The sequence below is a fragment of the Glutamicibacter sp. BW80 genome (assembly GCF_002332385.1).
GTDB lineage: Bacteria > Actinomycetota > Actinomycetes > Actinomycetales > Micrococcaceae > Glutamicibacter.
In genome coordinates this window covers 14,630-33,714 of the sequence record NZ_NRGV01000038.1, presented here as the reverse complement: position 1 = coordinate 33,714, position 19,085 = coordinate 14,630, and the positions used below count along the sequence as shown (strand labels likewise).

At 56.9% G+C, this 19,085-nt stretch carries 16 protein-coding genes; 13 read left to right on the top strand and 3 right to left on the bottom strand.

All coding sequences use genetic code 11. From position 1 onward, the window contains the following. Positions 1-33: 33 nt before the first annotated feature. Positions 34-402, bottom strand: coding sequence for a hypothetical protein (locus CIK76_RS11625; protein ID WP_096286613.1), 369 nt, complete (start codon positions 400-402; stop codon positions 34-36). Positions 403-632: 230 nt separating this feature from the next. Here CIK76_RS11625 and CIK76_RS11620 point away from each other — a divergent pair, with 230 nt between their 5' ends. From CIK76_RS11620 to secA, 13 genes are all read left to right on the top strand, one after another. Continuing rightward, on the top strand, positions 633-2,267 hold the full coding sequence (locus CIK76_RS11620) for an ABC transporter substrate-binding protein (RefSeq protein ID WP_096286618.1): 1,635 nt from the start codon (positions 633-635) through the stop codon (positions 2,265-2,267). A 139-nt stretch (positions 2,268-2,406) separates the two neighbouring features. Then, complete coding sequence (locus CIK76_RS11615) at positions 2,407-3,498, top strand: ABC transporter permease (protein ID WP_096286611.1); 1,092 nt, start codon at positions 2,407-2,409, stop codon at positions 3,496-3,498. Between the two features lie 2 nt (positions 3,499-3,500). Next, positions 3,501-4,478 carry an ABC transporter permease gene (locus CIK76_RS11610; protein ID WP_096286608.1) on the top strand — a complete coding sequence of 326 codons (978 nt, stop codon included), beginning with the start codon at positions 3,501-3,503 and terminating at the stop codon, positions 4,476-4,478. Positions 4,479-4,498: 20 nt separating this feature from the next. Beyond that, on the top strand, positions 4,499-6,160 hold the full coding sequence (locus tag CIK76_RS11605) for an ABC transporter ATP-binding protein (protein ID WP_096286606.1): 1,662 nt from the start codon (positions 4,499-4,501) through the stop codon (positions 6,158-6,160). Positions 6,161-6,257: 97 nt separating this feature from the next. Further along, a complete protein-coding gene (locus tag CIK76_RS11600) occupies positions 6,258-6,629 on the top strand; it encodes a chorismate mutase (protein ID WP_096286604.1) in 372 nt (123 codons plus the stop codon). Then, positions 6,622-7,674, top strand: a complete 1,053-nt coding sequence (locus CIK76_RS11595) for a hypothetical protein (RefSeq protein ID WP_096286602.1) — start codon at positions 6,622-6,624, stop codon at positions 7,672-7,674. Before CIK76_RS11600 ends, CIK76_RS11595 begins: the two co-directional genes overlap by 8 nt. A gap of 135 nt (positions 7,675-7,809) precedes the next feature. Next, positions 7,810-8,490: an MtrAB system response regulator MtrA gene (gene mtrA, locus CIK76_RS11590; protein ID WP_096286600.1), complete on the top strand. Its 681-nt coding sequence runs from the start codon at positions 7,810-7,812 to the stop codon at positions 8,488-8,490. A 41-nt stretch (positions 8,491-8,531) separates the two neighbouring features. Further along, positions 8,532-10,301 carry an MtrAB system histidine kinase MtrB gene (gene mtrB / locus CIK76_RS11585; RefSeq protein ID WP_255248446.1) on the top strand — a complete coding sequence of 590 codons (1,770 nt, stop codon included), beginning with the start codon at positions 8,532-8,534 and terminating at the stop codon, positions 10,299-10,301. Positions 10,302-10,390: 89 nt separating this feature from the next. Beyond that, complete coding sequence (locus tag CIK76_RS11580) at positions 10,391-12,004, top strand: LpqB family beta-propeller domain-containing protein (protein WP_176484187.1); 1,614 nt, start codon at positions 10,391-10,393, stop codon at positions 12,002-12,004. 57 nt (positions 12,005-12,061) lie between these two features. Continuing rightward, positions 12,062-12,847, top strand: coding sequence for a ComF family protein (locus CIK76_RS11575; protein ID WP_096286594.1), 786 nt, complete (start codon positions 12,062-12,064; stop codon positions 12,845-12,847). Between the two features lie 173 nt (positions 12,848-13,020). Beyond that, positions 13,021-13,719: a ribosome-associated translation inhibitor RaiA gene (gene raiA, locus CIK76_RS11570; protein ID WP_096286591.1), complete on the top strand. Its 699-nt coding sequence runs from the start codon at positions 13,021-13,023 to the stop codon at positions 13,717-13,719. A 68-nt stretch (positions 13,720-13,787) separates the two neighbouring features. Further along, positions 13,788-14,912 carry a crosslink repair DNA glycosylase YcaQ family protein gene (locus CIK76_RS11565; RefSeq protein WP_176484186.1) on the top strand — a complete coding sequence of 375 codons (1,125 nt, stop codon included), beginning with the start codon at positions 13,788-13,790 and terminating at the stop codon, positions 14,910-14,912. A gap of 133 nt (positions 14,913-15,045) precedes the next feature. Next, positions 15,046-17,709, top strand: coding sequence for a preprotein translocase subunit SecA (secA, locus tag CIK76_RS11560; RefSeq protein ID WP_096286587.1), 2,664 nt, complete (start codon positions 15,046-15,048; stop codon positions 17,707-17,709). Here secA and CIK76_RS19080 read toward each other — a convergent pair. Together CIK76_RS19080 and CIK76_RS11555 are read right to left on the bottom strand one after the other, a co-directional pair. After that, a complete protein-coding gene (locus CIK76_RS19080) occupies positions 17,706-18,221 on the bottom strand; it encodes an Rv3235 family protein (protein WP_141393541.1) in 516 nt (171 codons plus the stop codon). The two genes, secA and CIK76_RS19080, sit on opposite strands and share 4 nt — an antisense overlap. 13 nt (positions 18,222-18,234) lie before the next feature. Continuing rightward, positions 18,235-18,939, bottom strand: a complete 705-nt coding sequence (locus CIK76_RS11555; protein WP_096286585.1) for a LysM domain-containing protein — start codon at positions 18,937-18,939, stop codon at positions 18,235-18,237. Positions 18,940-19,085 lie beyond the last annotated feature (146 nt).

Sequence of the window (19,085 nt, the reverse complement as noted above, 5' to 3'; positions counted from 1 at the left end):
CGGGCCGACCTAGTTAATTTCAGTTGCCGCCGGCTATTCGTTGCCCTCGTCGACAATGCCGAACATGCGTGCGGAAATGTCTTGGTACTCCACGCGGGTCTTTCCAGTCTCCAGTTTCGGAAGCTGGGCGGGAGAGTGAATGGCGCAGTGCACGAAGTCGAAGTTCGGCCACCACTTCTTTGGACGTTCGTATTCGTCTTGCCCGCATACGATGCAGGTCAGGTGGACCCAAACCGGGCGGCTGCCGGCTTTGCGATTAGCCCGCGACTGGACCAGCCAGGCCGGCGGGTTTGCATTGAGCTCGGCAAATTCTTTTTCGCTCATTCGCGAAGGGACGCCATGGCGCTTGGCCATTTCCATGGGAATATCCAACGCAATAGCTGCGTCTCTACGTGTCATCATCGTCTCCAAGCCTAGAGTACGGGGGGCATTCTTAGGTATATGTCATTGCTCTCGCGGCATTAGAAAGCTTCCAATGGCGAAGTCCAGATCACTGGGGAATGCGGCATGGGTCTCACTTTCTGCGCCGAAACCGGAGATTTCATTCGCCTTTCGTGAGCTCCATCACTTAGGCTGTATGAAGCATGTGCTAACTATCACTCCGCATGTTCTACGACAGAGAAGGATTGCTCATGGCCAGCAAAAAGAACGGTATGCGACTCGCAGCTGCCGTTATCGGTATTTCCGCCATCGCGCTGACCGGTTGTACCGGTCCGTCATCAAATGACTCGGGCGGCGACGGATCCGGTGAAGCCAGCAGTGCCCCCATCACCTTGGGCACAACCGATAAAGTAACGTCGCTTGACCCAGCGGCCTCTTACGACAATGGCTCGTTTATGGTCATGAACCAGATCTACCCGTTTGTGCTGAACTCGGAACCGGGCAGCCCAGACCCATCCAATGACTTGGCCGAGTCGGCCGAGTACACCAGCCCTACCGAATTCACCGTTAAGTTGAAGCCGGGATTAAAGTGGGCCAACGGAAATGATCTCGATTCGAAAGATGTAAAGTTCTCCTTCGACCGCCAACTGGAGATCGCGGACCCCAACGGCCCATCATCACTGTTGGGCAACATGGAATCGGTTGAAGCTCCGGACGCCACCACCGTGGTCTTCAAGCTCAAGGTTGCCGAGGACCAGACCTTCCCGCAGGTGCTCACCTCGCCAGTTGGCCCCATCGTCGACGACGAGGTCTTCCCGGCCGACAAGGTTCTCGATGACCAGGAGATCGTGGATGCCAAAGCCTTTGGCGGCCAGTACATCATCGATTCCTACAACAAGAACAACCTGATCTCCTTCACGGAAAATGAAGCCTACCAGGGTGTGCTCGGTGCGCCGGCCAACTCGAAGGCAGCGATCAAGTACTACGCGGATGCCAACAACCTCAAGCTCGAGGTGCAGCAGAACAAGATTGACGTTGCCTGGCGCTCGCTGACCCCAACGGACATCGAAGACCTGGGCAACGAAGAGAGCCTCAGCGTCCACAAGGGCCCGGGTGGCGAACTTCGCTACGTCGTCTTCAACTTCGACTCGATGCCGTACGGAGCAAAGACCGACGACGCCGATGAGGCCAAGTCCCTGGCGGTACGCCAGGCAGCCGCGCATCTGGTAGACCGCCAGGCGATCGCCACAAACGTCTACAAGGACACCTTCACTCCTGCATATTCGTATGTTCCACAGGGATTCACCGGAGCTATCGAACCGCTGAAGGATATGTACGGCACCGATGGCAAGCCAGATGCTGCCAAGGCCAAGAAGGCCTTGGAAGACGCTGGTGTGGAGACCCCGGTGAAGCTCGCGTTGCAGTACAACCCGGATCACTACGGACCGAACTCGGGTGACGAGTACGCACTGGTGGAAAAGCAGCTCGAAGCCGATGGCCTGTTCGACGTTGACTTGAAGTCGACCGAGTGGGTTACCTACCAGAAGCAGCGCGTCACCGACTATCCCGCCTACCAGCTGGGCTGGTTCCCGGACTACTCGGACGCCGACAACTACCTGTCTCCGTTCTTCGCCACCGAGAACTTCCTGTCGAACGGCTACGAGAACGCGGAGGTCGATTCGCTGATTTCCGAGCAGCGCGGCCAGTCCGATGTTGCAGAGCGTACCGCCTCGATCGAGGAGCTACAGCGAATGGTCGCCGAAGACCTGTCCACCTTGCCGCTCTTGCAAGGCTCGCAGGTTGCCGTGGCCGGTAAGGACGTTCAGGGTGTCGAAAAGACCCTGGACGCATCATTCAAGTTCCGCCTAGGTGTGCTGAGCAAGTAATCTCGGCGGCACCGTAAGTACACCGAAGACCAGGGGATCTACCTCAAGTGCAGAACTTCGTGCACCACAGGTAGATCCCCTTGGCATGTCCATTTCGGACCATGCGCCAAAATTCTGATCCTGATACTAAGGACAAAAGATGACAATCACGTCGCAAACGGGCGAAACTCACAGCCCGGCACCTGCGCGCAAGCCAGCGAAGCAGCAGGGCGGAGGATTCCTCCGCTATCTGATTACCCGCTTCCTGCTGATCATTCCCACCGTTTTCATCCTCATCACGGTGGTCTTCTTCCTCATGCGCGTAACCGGTGACCCGATTACCGCTGCCATGGGTGGACGTCTAACTCCAGACCAATTGGCCATACGAATTCATGAGGCCGGCTATGACCGCCCGGTCCTCATCCAGTACATCGAATACCTAGGCCAGGTGTTCACCGGAAATCTCGGACGCACCATGAGCGATAACCGTGCGGTCACCGAGGTCTTGGTGACCTATGGTGCAGCTACCCTAGAACTTGCGGTTAACGCGGTACTCGTCGCGTTGCTTGTGGGCATCCCCTTGGGCCTGGTCGCAGCGAAATTCCGTGACCGTTACCCGGATGCGGTCCTGCGCATCCTGGCAATCCTCTCCTATGCAACCCCGGTCTTCTTCGCCGGCCTGCTGCTCAAGCTGATCTTCGGGGTATGGCTGGATTGGCTCCCGATCAGTGGCCGTGCCGATTGGCAGACCGAACTTGCGCTGACCGGGCTGCAAAACCCTTCGGGCATTTATTGGCTGGATGCCCTGCGCAGCGGCAACCTGAACGCCTTCGGCGACGTAGCCGCCCACGCGGTGCTCCCGGCCTTGGCCTTGGGCCTGCTGACCGGTGGGGTGTTCTTGCGTCTGGTGCGCACCAACGCGATTGGCACACTGGGACGAGAATATGTTGAAGCCGGACGTTCACGCGGCGTCAGCGAATTCCGCCTGGTTACCAAGCACGCCTACCGCCCGGCATTGATTCCCATCATCACCGTGATGGGATTGCAGATCGCCATGCTGCTCGGTGGCGCGGTGCTCACCGAAACCACCTTCGAGTGGGCCGGGCTCGGCTTCAAGCTGGCCGAGTACCTCACCGCCCGAGACTTCGTCGCGGTACAGGGCATTGTGGTGGTGCTGGCCATTATCGTGGCGGTCACCAACTTCATTGTTGACGTCCTTGCGGCCCTGATCGACCCGAGAGTCAGGTACTAATCATGAGCATCCCTTCGATTGCCTCGGCCCGGAAGTCCTGGTTCGCCCGGCTTCCGGTCGTTTCACACCTGCGCATGTCCTCTGGCCTCCAGCGCGGCATGCTGATCGCCGGCCTTGCACTTTCGGCGCTGTTCATTATCTCGGCCCTCTTCGCGCCGTTGATTGCTCCCTTTGATTTCGCCCAATCAGCAGATACGTCCGGCGACTTCCCGCGCCAGGCGGCTCCCGATGACAAGTTCATTTGGGGGACCACCGTCACCGGCTACGATGTCTTCTCCCGCACCATGTACGGTGCGCGAACTGCGATTTGGGTGATTATCGCTGCGGTGCTGATGTCGCTGTTCGTCGGCGTGCTGTTGGGCCTGATCTCCGGTTACCTCGGTGGCTGGTTTGACCGCATCATGGTGGTGCTCGCCGACGCGATCTACGCATTCCCGTCGTTGCTGCTGGCCATCGTGATGTCCATCGTCATCTCACAGGGTCAATCGAGCCTCTGGGGCGGGATCATGGCGGCGGCGATATCGATTACCGTGGTCTTCATCCCGCAATACTTCCGCGTGGTGCGCGCCGAGGTGATGCGCCTGAAAGCCGAACCTTTCGTAGAATCGGCGCAGGTGATCGGCGCCAGTCCGTGGCGCGTGATGACCACGCACCTATTGCGCAACTCGACGCGCACCTTGCCGTTGATCTTCACCCTGAACGCCACCGAGGCGCTGTTGACTCTTGCCGGCCTGGGCTTCCTCGGATTTGGCATCGAACCGACCGCCGCGTCCGAATGGGGCTTCGACCTGAACCGAGCGATGTCCGACGCGACCAGTGGCATCTGGTGGACCGGGCTGTTCCCCGGTCTTGCCATCGTGCTCACGGTCATGGGCTTGACTCTGGTTGGCGAATCGATGAATGACCTCAACGATCCACGGCTGCGTCGCTTCAGCCGCAAGAAGGCACAACGCATCACGCAGGCAGGAGTCGCACGGTGAGTAATAATCTGGAAACTGACATGAACGCCCCAGACGATGTGTTGCGCATCGAGAACCTGAACGTCGACTTTGTCACGGATGCCGGGGCCGTCCCTGCGGTCCGCGGCGTGGATTTGTCGGTCAAGCCAGGGGAGATCCTGGCCATCGTCGGCGAATCCGGATCGGGCAAGTCGGTGACCGCACGTACCGCCTTGGGGATCCTGGCAGAAAATGGTGCCTCGCATGGTGCTGTCTACCTGAAGGGCCAGAATATGCTGACCCTCCAGGGGGCCGCCTTGCGGGCGGCTCGCGGACGAGACGTTTCGATGATCTTTCAGGAGCCATCCACCGCACTGAATCCGGTGTACACCGTTGGCTGGCAAATCATGGAGGGCATCCGCGCGCATACCAAGTTGTCGAAAAAGGAAGCCAAGGCGCGCACCGTCGAGGCGATGCGCCAGGTAGGCATTCCGGATCCGGAACAACGCGTGGATTACTATCCGCACCAGTTCTCCGGCGGGCAGAAGCAGCGAGTGGTGATCGCCGCGGCGCTGGCGCTGGAACCCGAGTTGATCGTGGCCGATGAGCCGACCACCGCGCTGGATGTCACGGTGCAGGCCGAAATCCTGGCTCTGCTGCGGAACCTGCGCGATGAGCTGGGGACCGCAATTGTGATCATCACCCACAATATGGGCGTGGTGGCGGACATCGCGGACCGGGTCATAGTGATGAACCAAGGACAGATTGTCGAACAAGCGACTTCGCGTGAGCTGTTCGAGAACCCGCAGGACCAGTACACCAGAACGCTGCTGGCGGCCGTACCGCATCTGGGACGCAATTCGGCCTCTGCCGGCCTGGAAGAACGGCCCCACGCCCAAGCTGAAGTGCTCGTGGAGGCCAAGGGGCTGCGGGTGCATTTCCCCGGACGTCTCGGAGCTCCTGGATTCACCGCGGTGGACGGAGTGGATCTGAAGATTCACGCCGGTGAGGTTTATGGGCTGGTGGGCGAGTCGGGTTCTGGAAAAACAACCATCGGGCGCAGCATCGCCGGGCTCAATAGGATCACCGATGGTTCGCTGCAGGTGCTCGGCTATGAAATGGCGCAGTTCAAGGAACGCAGCTTCAAGCCGCTGCGCAAGCAGATCGGTTTTGTGTTCCAGGATCCCGCGGCGAGCTTCAACCCGCATCTGACCGTGGGGGAGTGCGTGGCCGAACCGCTGAACGTGCACCGAGAGCTGAACCCCTCACAGACAAGGTCAAAGGTCGCTGCGCTCTTGGAATCCGTGCAGCTGCCCGGCGGCTTTGCCGATCGCTACCCGCATGAGCTCTCTGGCGGCCAACGTCAGCGAGCTTCCTTGGCGCGGGCCTTGGCGCTGGAACCCAAGCTGCTGATCGCCGATGAGCCCACCAGCGCGCTGGACGTGTCGGTGCAGGCGAAGGTACTGGAACTATTCCGTGAATTGCAGGCGGAACTCGGATTCGCCGCCTTGTTCGTCTCCCACGACCTCGCAGTGGTTGACCTGTTGGCTTCTTGGGTGGGCGTCTTGTTCCGGGGGTCGTTGATCGAGGAGGGGCTAGGCTCCAAGGTGCTTTCCGCGCCGCAAAATGCCTACACCCAGCGTTTGATCGCCTCGCTGCCGGTTCCGGATCCTCGCGAACAAGCCGTGCGACGAAAGATCATTGAAGAATTGAACGGCGCCTAGCCTGGATTCCGGATTTTGCCCCGACATCCTTTTTCAGGTTGTCGGGGCAACGTCACTTAATGGGAAATACACGAGATGACCACGTAAACTAAACATCATGAGCGAGCCGAACACTACTGCCCCCATCGAGGAATTCGACCCGCATGCAAGTTCTCTGCCAGGGGAAGTTGAGCAAGAAGTCCTCGACGAGCTGTACGCCATCCGTGGAAGCATCGATAACTTCGATGCCCAGCTGGTCTATCTGCTTGCCGAACGTTTTAAGGCCACGCAACGCGTGGGTCTGCTCAAAGCACGTCATGACCTGCCGCCCAGCGACCTCAATCGTGAAAAGGCGCAGATTCAGCGCTTGCGCACATTGGCCCACGAGGCACACCTTGATCCGGAGTTTGCCGAGAAGTTTTTGAACTTCATCATCTCCGAGGTCATTCGCCACCACCAGAACATTTCGGACGCGCATAAAAATGACTGAAGCAAGTGACGATTTCGCCCGTTCGGATGTCTTCGTCACCTCGTTCTGCCAATTCCCCGGTCAAGATCCGTTGGAGATTCACAAGGTTATCCGCGGGGAACTAGGCGAGCCGAATCTGGCGGTTTTCCCGCAATTAGTGGACCGCGGTATGGGTTCCGATTCTCTGGGTCGAAGCGCCAGCATGGTCAGCGACCTCGGCTTTGACCTGCAACCGCATGGTTGGCGCATCGGGGTCACCGATGGGATTGATGCCCGTCGGGCGCGGAGCTTGTTGCGCAGCGACGAAAACCTCTTGGCTGATGTCATTGGCGCAGAGAAGACACCGGCGACGCGATTGAAGATTTCGACCCTTGGCCCGTGGTCATTGGCAGCCGGGCTCTACCTGCAACACGGCGAACGGGTCCTGATTGATCACGGGGCACGCCGTGATGTCTTGGAGGCTTATGCCGACGGGGTGAAGCAGCAGCTCCTGCGGATGCGCGGGAGCACCACGATTCGAAGATTTACGGTGCAGCTCGATGAGCCGCAGCTGCCCGCTGTGCTCGACGGCGCCTTGCCCACCGCCAGTGGATATCGCACCTTGCGCTCCATTCCGCGACAGGAGGTGCGCGAGGTTTACGCCCGGTTTGTGCAGACGCTTGCCGAGGTCGACGGCACGCAAATAGTCGTTAATCTGCCTAGCTCTGATGAGTTGTGGATCAAACGCGTGGACATCCTGCATCAGGCCGGTGTGCATGGGTATGTGATCGATCCGGCGCGAATGGATCACCGCTCATGGGAGCGCGTCGCAGCTTTGGTAGAAACTGGGGCGCAGATTTACCTTCAGCTACTTGAACCGGGCAAGCGTGCCCCGGGAGTTGTCGACGGAGTGAACAAAGTGCTACGGCCCTGGCGGCAGCTTGGCTTGCCGTTGACGCAGTTAGGCCAGCTAACTCTGATGCCTGCAGGCACGTTTGCCAACGCGAGTGCAAATCAGGTGGTTGAATGCCTGCAACATTTAACCGGTTATGCCCAAGCCTTGGAGCAAACGCGGGTTGACGCGTAGCGGAATACTTGATTTGTGCGGGCACAGCATGAAAATGGGGGTGTGTCATGTATCTTAGGAAGAGTGGGGAAAGTAAAAGTACCCGTATAGGCGACGTGGGTGACGCCACCGTTTTCGGTTTCAGGGGGATGTTGTATGAAGTTTCGGATTTTAGTCGTCGATGATGACGAGGCGTTGTCGGAGATGATCGGCATCGTCTTGCAAAATGATGGCTTCGACGCATCATTTTGCTACGACGGATCCGGCGCAATCGAGGCATTCCGCGAAGCTAATCCCGACCTGGTTCTACTAGACCTGATGTTGCCTGGAATTGACGGCATCGAGGTCTGCAAGCAGATTCGTGCGGAGTCGGACGTTCCGGTGGTCATGCTGACCGCAAAATCTGATACCGCAGATGTTGTTCGTGGTTTGGAATCCGGGGCTGACGATTATGTGCCCAAGCCATTTAAGCCAGCAGAGCTAGTAGCGCGTGTTCGAGCCCGGTTGCGCCCGAATGAAACGCATGTGGCAGAAACTCTGACCGTGGGGGACGTGACAATCGATGTCGCCGGGCACCGCGTGACTCGTGCAGGTAATCAGGTATCCCTCACCCCACTTGAATTCGATCTGTTGGTCACCATGGCACGTAAGCCTTGGCAGGTCTTCAGCCGCGAGCAGCTCTTGGAAGCTGTATGGGGTTACCGCCACGCAGCCGATACGCGTCTGGTGAACGTTCACGTGCAGCGGTTGCGATCCAAGATTGAATTAGACCCTGAGAAACCACAGGTCATTCAGACCATTCGCGGTGTGGGTTACAAGGCTGGTACGGCAAGTTGAGTGAACACGCCACGACCGGAAGCGAGATTGCACCGGTCGAAGTGCGTGCTCAAATTCCTCCGGTAGCTCCTGCATTATTGAGGGTAAGACTTTGGGTCAAACGACCTATTGAATGGATTCGGCAGCGCTGGCAGCGCCACCTGATGTATCGCACGGTGATTTCGACCCTGCTCTTTACCTCCTTGGCGCTGTTGGCAGCCGGTGCTTTTTTGTCCAACCAGATTTCCTCCGCGCTATTCAGCGAACGGTTTAATCAGATTTCAAAAGAATCTGAACGTGGCCTGGCACAGGCGCGCTCAATTCTCGAATCCGCCTCCACCACCGACCGTGTTTCTACCCAGTCCTTGGTGAACTCGACCTTGGCGACACTAGAAGGCGACGGAGCCACGGTGATCCGTGACTTTGTGCTCAAGCCAATTCCGGTCGCCGGTGATGAAAACCTGTATGTAGGACCCACCGCTTCTGGCTCGTTGACTACCCGAGTAGTCCCAGATGACCTGGCCGAAAGCGTGCAGAGCGATTCAGGGATTTTTTGGCGCTCAATCGAACTTGGGGTTGGTTCGGAGATTCAGCCAGGCATTATCATTGGCACCAAGGTGCTGATCCCTCCCGGCCGTGAATATGGGCTGTACCTGGTCTATGACTTATCCAGCGTGCAGGACACTCTGGAATTCATCAACCGTGCCATGGCCTTTACCGGTCTGGTCTTACTGCTAGTCGTTGGCTTTATTTCCTGGTCTGTATCCCGCACCGTAGTGCGTCCTGTTGCGGACGCGGCATATGTATCTGAACGTATTGCCTCGGGCGATCTTGACCGGAGGATGAAGGTCGCTGGCAAGGATGAAGTTGCCAGACTTGGTACTGCCTTCAATCATATGGCGCACTCGCTGCAAGAACAGATCACCCAGCTCAATCACCTCTCGGCCATGCAGCAACGCTTCGTTTCTGACGTTTCCCACGAATTGCGCACCCCGCTGACCACGGTGCGTATGGCCGCTGAATTAATTCATGATGCTCGCGAGAACTTTGATCCGCTCACCGCCCGTTCAGCAGAGCTCATGTATGAGCAGATTGAACGTTTCCAGAACCTTCTCAATGACCTTTTGGAAGTTTCCAGATTCGACGCCGGTGTAGCGGTCCTTGATCGAGAGTCCACCGACCTGAACGTCATCGTACGAAAGGTGATCGACACCGCGACACCCGTGGCCGATGAATACGGATCGATTATCCGGTTCAACGCCCCGGCCGAGGGATGCGTGGCGGAATTCGACCCGCGCCGAGTTGAGCGTGTGGTGCGAAACCTCGTGTTAAACGCCGTAGAACATGGCGAACAGAACCCCATCGATATCGCCATCGGCCAGAACGAAAGTTCGGTCGCGGTGACCGTACGAGATTACGGCATCGGGATGAGTCCTGAGGCCTGCAAACATGTCTTCGATCGCTTCTGGCGTGCGGATCCTGCGCGCGCCCGGACTACCGGCGGTTCGGGGTTGGGCCTGTCCATTTCAATGGAAGATACCCGGCTGCATGACGGACGCCTGGAAGCCTGGGGAAAGAAGGGCGTGGGCTCGGCATTCCGCTTGACCTTGCCGCGGACCGCCCACGACGCGATTACCTCATCCCCACTTCCGCTGGAACCTCCGGTGACAGAAGAAATTCTCGGTCTGCTCGGTGATTCCTTCCCGTTGACCGGTGAGGTGCCGAAAATCGGCTACACGCCGCTGGTCTTGGACGACGAAGATATACTTATCGAGGACGAAATCTTCCCCAAGCCGGTGGATCCATCCGCGAATCCGGGGGAGGGCAAATAATGCGCTTACGGTTGCTGAGAGTTCTGACAATCGTATTTACCGGGCTGCTCATACTTTCAAGCTGCGCCGCCATCCCGCGTAATTCGACCGTGCAGAAGATTGAAGCCGAATCCGACCAGGGGGAATCGCAGCCTTTTCGCTTTGACGCCCAAGGGCCAACGGAAGGGGCAGATGCACGCCGCATCGTCGAAGGCTTCGTCGAAGCTGGCCGATCGGTCCTCGAAGATTATGCGCTATCGCGGGAATTCATGACCCCTGAGCTGGGAGCCGACTGGCGCGGAAATACCCGCACGCTGATCTATGAGGCGATGAACGTTCTGACCGGTGCGGAAAGTAACCGATACACGGTGCAACTGGAAATATCCGGCGAGGTTGACGCGATGGGTGTTTACACCCAAGAACCAGAGCATTCAACGCGCGCCGTTGACGTGGAACTGACCCAGGTGGACAACCAATGGCGGATTTCCAAGGCGCCGGACGGGATCATGCTGGAATCGAGTTCCTTCAGCAAGATCTTCGCACCGCAAACTATTTATTTCTACGACGCCAGCTACCAATATTTGGTGCCTGATGTCCGTTGGTTTACCTCGGGCGCGGGTACGACAACGTCTATGGTGGAAGCCTTGCTGGCTGGTCCGGCGCCATATCTGCAGAACGCCGTCGTTTCAGCCTTTTCTCCGGCAAGTACGCTCGTGCGTTCGGCTGTGCCGGTGCGCGATGGAACGGCGACGGTTGCTCTCAGCGCCGAGAGCATCAGCGAAGCCTCTGATCACTCGAAACAGCTCATGCAGCAACAACTTGAAAAAACGCTATCTCCATTGTCCTCTGTGAGTATCGTGCGCATGCTTCAAGATGAAACCGAAGTGACCTTGGGAGCGCCGTCGGCAAACTTTGTGCCTGCGCTGATCAACCCGAGTACCCCGGACACGCTGATCGCGATTTCCAATGAATCGCTGGTTTACGTCAAAGGGCGATCGATTATCCCCGTTGGCGGAGTCCCGGATATTTCAGCGTTCCACCCTCGCCATCCAGCCATGTCCGCGGTGGGCAATCGGTATGCCTTCCTCAATGGCAAGAGCACGCAATTGATGACGATCAGCGAGAGTGGAAGCGTCAGCGTGGCGGCCCAAGGCGGCGCCTTAATCCGACCCTCGATGGACATCGCGGGCTGGACCTGGACGGCGGACAACGCTGCGGAACATCCACTGCTGGTGGTGCCCGAAGATGTGGCCGGACAGGGCGAAGTGCGTCCGATCAGCGTCTCCTGGCTCGAAGACACCAAAGTCAGTTCCTTGGCTATCTCGCGTGATGGCGCACGTGCGTTGATCGTGGCCGAAGAAAATAACGAAGCTAAGGTGTACGTCGCCGGCATCGTGCGCGACGCCGATGGTGTGCCACGCGGACTGACCGATGAGCCAATGGAAATCTTCGCAAATGTGCCAGTCTCCGCGGCCGTGTGGGACTCTGATCGTTCAATCATCGTGGCCGAGCTGAGCGCTACCGAACAGGTTGCAGCGGAACAAATCACTTTCGAGCATGGATCTGAACGGTTGGGTTTGCTGCTTGGCATGAGCGGCATAACCTCTGGTGTCGGAGATCGCCGACCGGTGTATGCGGAAACGAGCGAGGAACTTTACACGCGAGTGGGCAATTCATGGCATGCCCTTGACGACTATGCCAAAGACGTTTCATACCCAGGCTGAATTCACAGTTGGCGACTAGTATTCGAGCGCAAGGAGTTGCAGCGACATCCTTGAAGCATGTCACCCCAACTCCATTTTGCTGGCTTACTTGATGCGCTCGTTCATGCGCGGAGCACTGGATGGATCATTCATTCGGTGCGCGAGACACTGAACCTACTTTTACCTACGACATGCGCAATTTGCGAGCGTGCGGATTTTAGGCTTTGCCCCGAATGCCGACACAAGATTCATCAGCAGCTGTTTTTGCCTCCATTGGGGGATCAGCTGCAGTTCTATATTGAGCTACCCAGTACGCAGTGGCAGATGCCGGTCAGCGCCAGCGGTATCTACAGCAACGAACTGGCACGAGCCATCTTGGCCTATAAGAATCAACAAAGACATTTCTTAGGCCAAGAGTTCGCACCTTTCCTGGCAGCCGCGATTAACACCGCCTGCCCTCCAAGATTATTAGGCCGGCCCACGCTGGTGGTGCCCATGCCCAGCTCCGTACGTGCCCTGAGCACTCGCGGATACCGTCCTGTAGAGGTCATGCTGAAAATGGCACAGCGCCGGGGGCTGCTAGGTGAGCACACCCGGACCTCAGCGGTGCTTCATTATCGTTTCAGCCAGCTTCTTGGCGGGCAGCAAAAGAGTAAAGCTGGGCCCGCCCGACGTAGCGGTGACTCACGGCTGATTGCGGAAATTCCGAAATATTCGAGACAGCCGATAATCCTCGTCGACGATGTGACGACTACCGGGTCTACGCTACGCAGGGCGGCACTTGCTTGTATTGAAGCGGGTTACGAGGTGATCGGCGCTGTGGTCCTGGCCTTCACAAAACCTCCTAGCGATAACGGGGACTAGCCAATTTCGCTGAACGCGATATGAAATCTGGCCGTTTGGTACTTGAATCCTGCCGGATGTGGCATAGGGTGAAGTATGGGTTGCATCACAGATGCAGCGAAGGCCCATCTTCAGCCTCTGGGGGAGGAAAACCCCGGGCTGTTGTGTCACCCGACTCCCTATTGGAGGACACCATGGAGCTGAATTACAGCGGACGTAATATCACCGTCTCGGATCGATTCCGTGAGTACGTTGACGAGAAAATCACCAAGGTCGACCAGCTGGCCAGCAAGATTCAGCGCATCGATGTGAAAGTCGTCAAGGAAGCACACGCCCGCAACCAGAGCACCGCGCTCAGCGTCGAACTGACGGTCGTTTCCCGGGGCCCCGCAATTCGGGCGGAAGCTCGCGGAGCAGATAAATTTGCGGCGTTCGACATCGCATTCGCAAAGCTCCTCGAACGATTGCGCAAAGCACGGGACAAGCGGAAGGTTCATCGTGGAAACCATGCGCCAATGGCTGTCCACGAGGCGACTAGCTCGCTACCCGTAGCGCCAAGCGACAAATCTTTGGTGCAGGAGACGCTCGAAGCCCAGGCAAATGCAGAAGCCGAGGCAAATGCGAAGGAAGCGGAATATTCGCCGGTCGTCATTCGCCGTAAGGTCTTCCCCGCTGAAGTCATGAGCGTTGATGACGCAGTTGATCGCATGGAACTCGTTGGTCACCCCTTCTATTTGTTCATCGATGAAGCTACCGGTGCTCATTCGGTCGTCTACGGACGTACCCAGTATCAGTACGGCGTCATCACCCTCGACCCTTCGTTGGGTGAAAACGACGAATTGCCAACCGAAGTTCGCGGCTACCGCGATAAGGCTCTGGCTAACGAGGGCTAATCATTAACATCTCGCACGACCTGGGCGGTCAACGCACTCTGGGCTTATCTCAAGCCCGAAGAATTGCGTTGGCCGCCCAAGGTCTGTCTCGACCACGCAAGCAGACCAAGGTATCCCAGCGCCACCTTGTAGGGGTTCTTGACGCAATCGGGCAATTGCAGATTGACTCCATCAACGTCGTCAGCAGGGCGCACTATGTCCCATTGTTCGCTCGACTTGGACACTACGACACCCAACTGCTGGATGCCTTGGTGTCGCAACGGCATGGACCGGCAACCGAATACTGGGCACATGAGGCAAGCTATGTGCGTAGCGAGCTCGTGGCGGATCTCGTGCCCTGGCAACGCCGTCGCTGGGTTGATCGTTCGGAGCAATTCGATGGCGAATTGAAGGACCTGAGCAGCCGGGTGATGGAACACCTCTCGTTGCACCCGGGTACTAGCGCACGCCAGCTGAGTGCCTCGCTGGGAGTCAACCCCATGAAGGAACGAAACCACTGGGGATGGAACTGGAATGACACCAAGATTGTCACCGAAGCACTATTTGCGCAGGGGCGGATTCTTGCATTGGGTCGCAACGCGCAGTTCGAGCGATTATTTGCACTGAGCCACGATGTCTTGCCGGAGCTGCCGGAGGTCGACCAAGAGCATAAATATCAGGCGCTACGTCGGCTAGTTGTAGAGTCGCTGACTGCTCAGGGCATTGGTACAAAGCATTGCGTTGCCGAATACTTCAGATTGCCAATTCGTGAGGTCAAAGCAGCGTTGGAATCCCTGGCTGAGGAGGGACTGGTGGAACGCGTGCAAGTTGAACGCTTGGCAGAGACGTGTTTCATGATTCCCGGTACGAAGATCCCTCGGAAGATCGCACCGGACCTGCGCTTATTGGCGCCATTTGATTCGATGGTATTCAACCGCAAGCGGCTAGAACGCTTCTTTGATTTCGAATACCGAGTCGAAATCTATGTTCCCAAAGAGAAACGTCGCTATGGTTATTATGTTTTTCCAATGCTTTACGGGGAGCGCTTCGTTGGTAGGGTCGATTTGAAAGCCGACCGCGCGAAGGGCGAATTGCAGGTAAATTCGGTGCATTATGAGGCGCACGCACCGAACGAAGTTGCTGCTGCCTTGGAAATTGAACTCGGACGAATGGCGCGCTGGCTCGCCTTGGACAGCGTGAAATACAGGCTGTGAACGGCCTGTTAGCGCAGTTCCTATTTACAGGCAGAACACCAAACCACCCCGGGAAATAGCAAGTTGTGCTGATTTCCTCACGTAGACTAAAGACGCCAGAATTTACTGTGCTTGAGATATTGGGAGCTACCACGTGGCATCATTGCTAGAACGTATTTTGCGTACCGGCGACAAGAAGATTCTAAAGACTCTTCGAGCTTACGCCGACACGATCAATACGTTGGAAGACGAATTTCGCGACATGTCGGACGAGGAGCTTAAAGCCGAGACCGATAAGTTCCGTGCTCGTTTAGCAGAAGGCGAAAGTCTTGAAGCATTGCTTCCGGAAGCTTTCGCGGCCGTTCGCGAGGCCTCAGACCGAGTTCTGGGCATGCGCCACTTCGACGTCCAGCTCATGGGTGGCGCCGCACTGCACCTGGGTAATATCGCAGAAATGCGTACCGGTGAAGGCAAGACCTTGGTTGCGACTGCGCCAGCTTATCTAAATGCCCTGTCCGGCAAGGGCGTGCACGTGGTGACCACCAACGACTTCCTCGCGCAGTACCAGTCGGATCTTATGGGACGTGTTTTCCGATTCCTCGGCCTGAGCTGTGGTTGCATCTTGTCCAATATGGATCCAGCCGCACGGCGCAAACAGTACGAGAACGACATTACATACGGAACGAACAACGAATTCGGATTCGATTATCTGCGCGACAACATGGCATGGAACAAGACCGAACTTGTTCAGCGCGGACACAACTTTGTGATCGTTGATGAGGTCGACTCGATTCTGATCGACGAGGCGCGTACGCCGTTGATCATTTCGGGCCAAGCATCAGGGGATGTGAACCGCTGGTACACCGAGTTCGCCAAGATCGTCAAACGCCTCGACCGTGAGGACGACTATGAAGTCGACGAAAAGAAGCGCACTATCGGTGTGCTCGAAGATGGTATCGAGAAGGTTGAAGACTATCTTGGCATCGACAACCTGTACGAATCGAATAACACCCCGCTGATCGGCTTCCTGAACAACGCAATCAAGGCCAAGGAACTGTTCAAAAAAGACAAGGACTACGTCGTTGTCAAGGACGAAGTCATGATTGTCGATGAACATACCGGACGTGCCCTTGAAGGCCGCCGCTATTCCGAAGGCATGCACCAGGCCATCGAAGCCAAGGAAGGTGTCAGCATCAAGGCTGAGAATCAGACCTTGGCGACCATCACCTTGCAGAACTACTTCCGCATGTACGACAAGATCTCCGGCATGACCGGTACCGCGCAGACTGAAGCCGCCGAATTTATGGGCACCTACAAACTCGGTGTCGTCGAAATTCCAACAAACCGCCCGGCCATACGAAACGATCAGGCCGACCTGATCTACAAGAATGAAGTTTCCAAATTCAATGCGGTCGTCGAAGACATCGCCGAACGCCACGGAAGCGGACAGCCCATCCTGGTGGGTACCACCAGCGTTGAAAAAAGCGAGTACTTGTCTAGGCTGCTCTCCAAGGGCGGTATTCGCCACGAGGTTCTGAACGCTAAACAGCACGCACGCGAAGCTGCCGTCGTTGCCATGGCGGGTCGTAAAAATGGCGTCACCGTCTCCACCAACATGGCCGGCCGTGGTACCGATATTATGCTCGGTGGCAACGCCGAGTTCCTGGCCGTCGCCGAGATGGAACGCCGGGGATTGGATCCGGAGAACCATCCGGAGGAATACAACAAGGTTTGGGATGAGGTCTTTGCGAAAGCCAAGGCCACCGTAGCAAGCGAAGCCGACGAGGTCACCGCGCTCGGTGGGCTGTACGTGCTTGGCACCGAACGCCACGAATCGCGGCGAATCGACAACCAGTTGCGTGGTCGTGCGGGCCGTCAGGGTGACCCGGGTGAGTCCCGGTTCTACCTCTCAATGACCGATGACCTGATGCGACGGTTCAACTCCGGTATGGCTGAGCGCATCATGAATAATCCGTCGATGCCAGACGATGTGGCCCTGGAATCCAAAATGGTCTCCAAAGCCATCGAATCCGCTCAGGCACAGGTCGAGGGCGTAAATGCCGAACAGCGCAAGAACGTGCTGAAATACGATGACGTGATGAACCGCCAGCGTGAAGCAATCTACGCCGATCGCCGCGCGATCCTAGAAGGCGAAAATATCGACGAGAAGGTCAACCACTTCCTCGAAGACGTCGTGAAATCCATGGTCAATGAGGTCACTCTGGTTGGTAACCCAGATGATTGGGACCTGAAGCAGCTATGGACAAACCTCAAGCAGCTTTACCCGATCGGTCTAACGATCGATGAAGTAGTCGAGGAAGTGCACGGCGTTGGGCATCTAACTCCGCAGTTCTTGGAAACCGAGATTCTCTCTGACGCAAAGTACCAGTATGAACTGCGCGAAAAGGCCATTGGCGCCGAAGTCCTAAGAGATCTCGAACGTCGCGTCGTGCTGTCCACGATCGGCCGAAAGTGGCAAGAGCACCTGTACGAGATGGACTATCTCAAGGAAGGCATCGGTCTGCGCGCCATGGCGCAACGCGATCCGCTGGTTGAATACCAGCGCGAGGGATACACCATGTTCCAGACCATGATGGAGTCCATCCGCGAGGAAAGCATCGGAACCCTGTTCAACCTCGATGTGCCGTCCGGCTCGGAAACGACTCAGGAATCCTCCGGTGCAGTGGGCGAACCGGCAGCTCCGAAGAACTTGCAGTTCACCGGGCCTGACGAGGACGGCGAAGCCAGTACCCAGGCCAAGCAAGCTTCGAATCCGGCCAAAGCGGCCAAAAAGAACAAGAAGACTAAGCGCCGCTAAAGCATTTCAACACTGGTGATTTGCCATCGTCCGTGCCAAGGCTCAATTCTGAGAGCTACGGCGCGGACGCGGTGTTTAAAGGCCACGATGACAGAGCATTCGTAGGCTCCGGATATCGTAGGCCACAGGTGCAGCGAACGTACCTCGCCGTGGCTGGTGCCCGGCATCGGCTGGACTGTGTAGCCGCCGGTTTGCAGAATTGCCTGCGAACGAAGTTTTTTTACACATTCGGGGTCCATCACAAAAGTCAATTGACTTACCGAACGATATCCAGCGATGATCTCGAAGACCGCTCTGGACACCGCATGAGAGAGTTCGATGACGGTCTTGCGTTCGGATGGTGCAATCGCCGGTCGATGAAATATACGATCCATTGCCAACGAAATTTGCTGTGGTGATCTGTTGGCACTGAGCTGGCGATGATCTGCGGTGAAGCGTAGCGGTGTGTTTGGGCAGATGCCTGCCCTAGTATTTCTTGTCCGGCTGACAAGTATTTCTGACTCGATGCTCACTGTGATTTCCTCCTTAGTCGGTTTTGGGCAGCTGCAGTTCGATACCAAGCCGCAGCAGATTCGGATCCTCCCCAATCACCTCGCGATTCAGCTCATATATTTGCGGCCAAAGCTCGGCAATTTCCGCAGCGGATCCGTGTTTGTTGAGCAAGTCGTTGGCGATGCTCCATAGGGTTTGCCCGGATGCGACGACTACATGATCCGATGGAGCAGAGGCACTTTTTCGGTTATTCCCGGATCCCAGAAGTCGGTTCATGGGAATGCTCAGTGAGCCAGGAAACCAGCCCGGTGTAGGGACTTCGGTAGCTGGCTGTGCTGAGGACGGTTCGGGCCCGTGCTCCAACGACGCCAGCTGCCCGGTTTGGTGGTGCGAAATATCCGTGGGAGGAGTCGTCGCGCCGTAGGCAATGCTGGTTCCGGACAGTGCCAACGTTGTTCCTAAGATCGATCCCACGGCACGGCGAGTCAAGCTAGGGGCCAAACGGGTCAACAATTCCAAGAAGCCGCTATGCCCGTGGCGTGCCGCGTAAATTGCTGCGCGCAGGAGAGCATAAAAAATTAGATACGCACCAAAGAGGACTCCGGTGCCAAGCAGAAATAACACCAGTAAGTTCTGCGACGGGTCGCCGGCTGGGTCGAAGTGAGGCCGCGAACGTACAGCCCATTCGGTCAAGGTCAACAGGATGACCAACGTTGCACCAACCAGCAGTCCAACCATGAAAGTCTTCCTTAAGTGGAGCATCGTTCTCGCCTCTTTTTTATGTGATTTGATGCAATTTGATGTTGTTAGATATAGATGATGACACTTTATTTGATTTTATGGAAGAGGGTTCCCTGAAAAACTCTTCTCTCGTACAGTGGGCG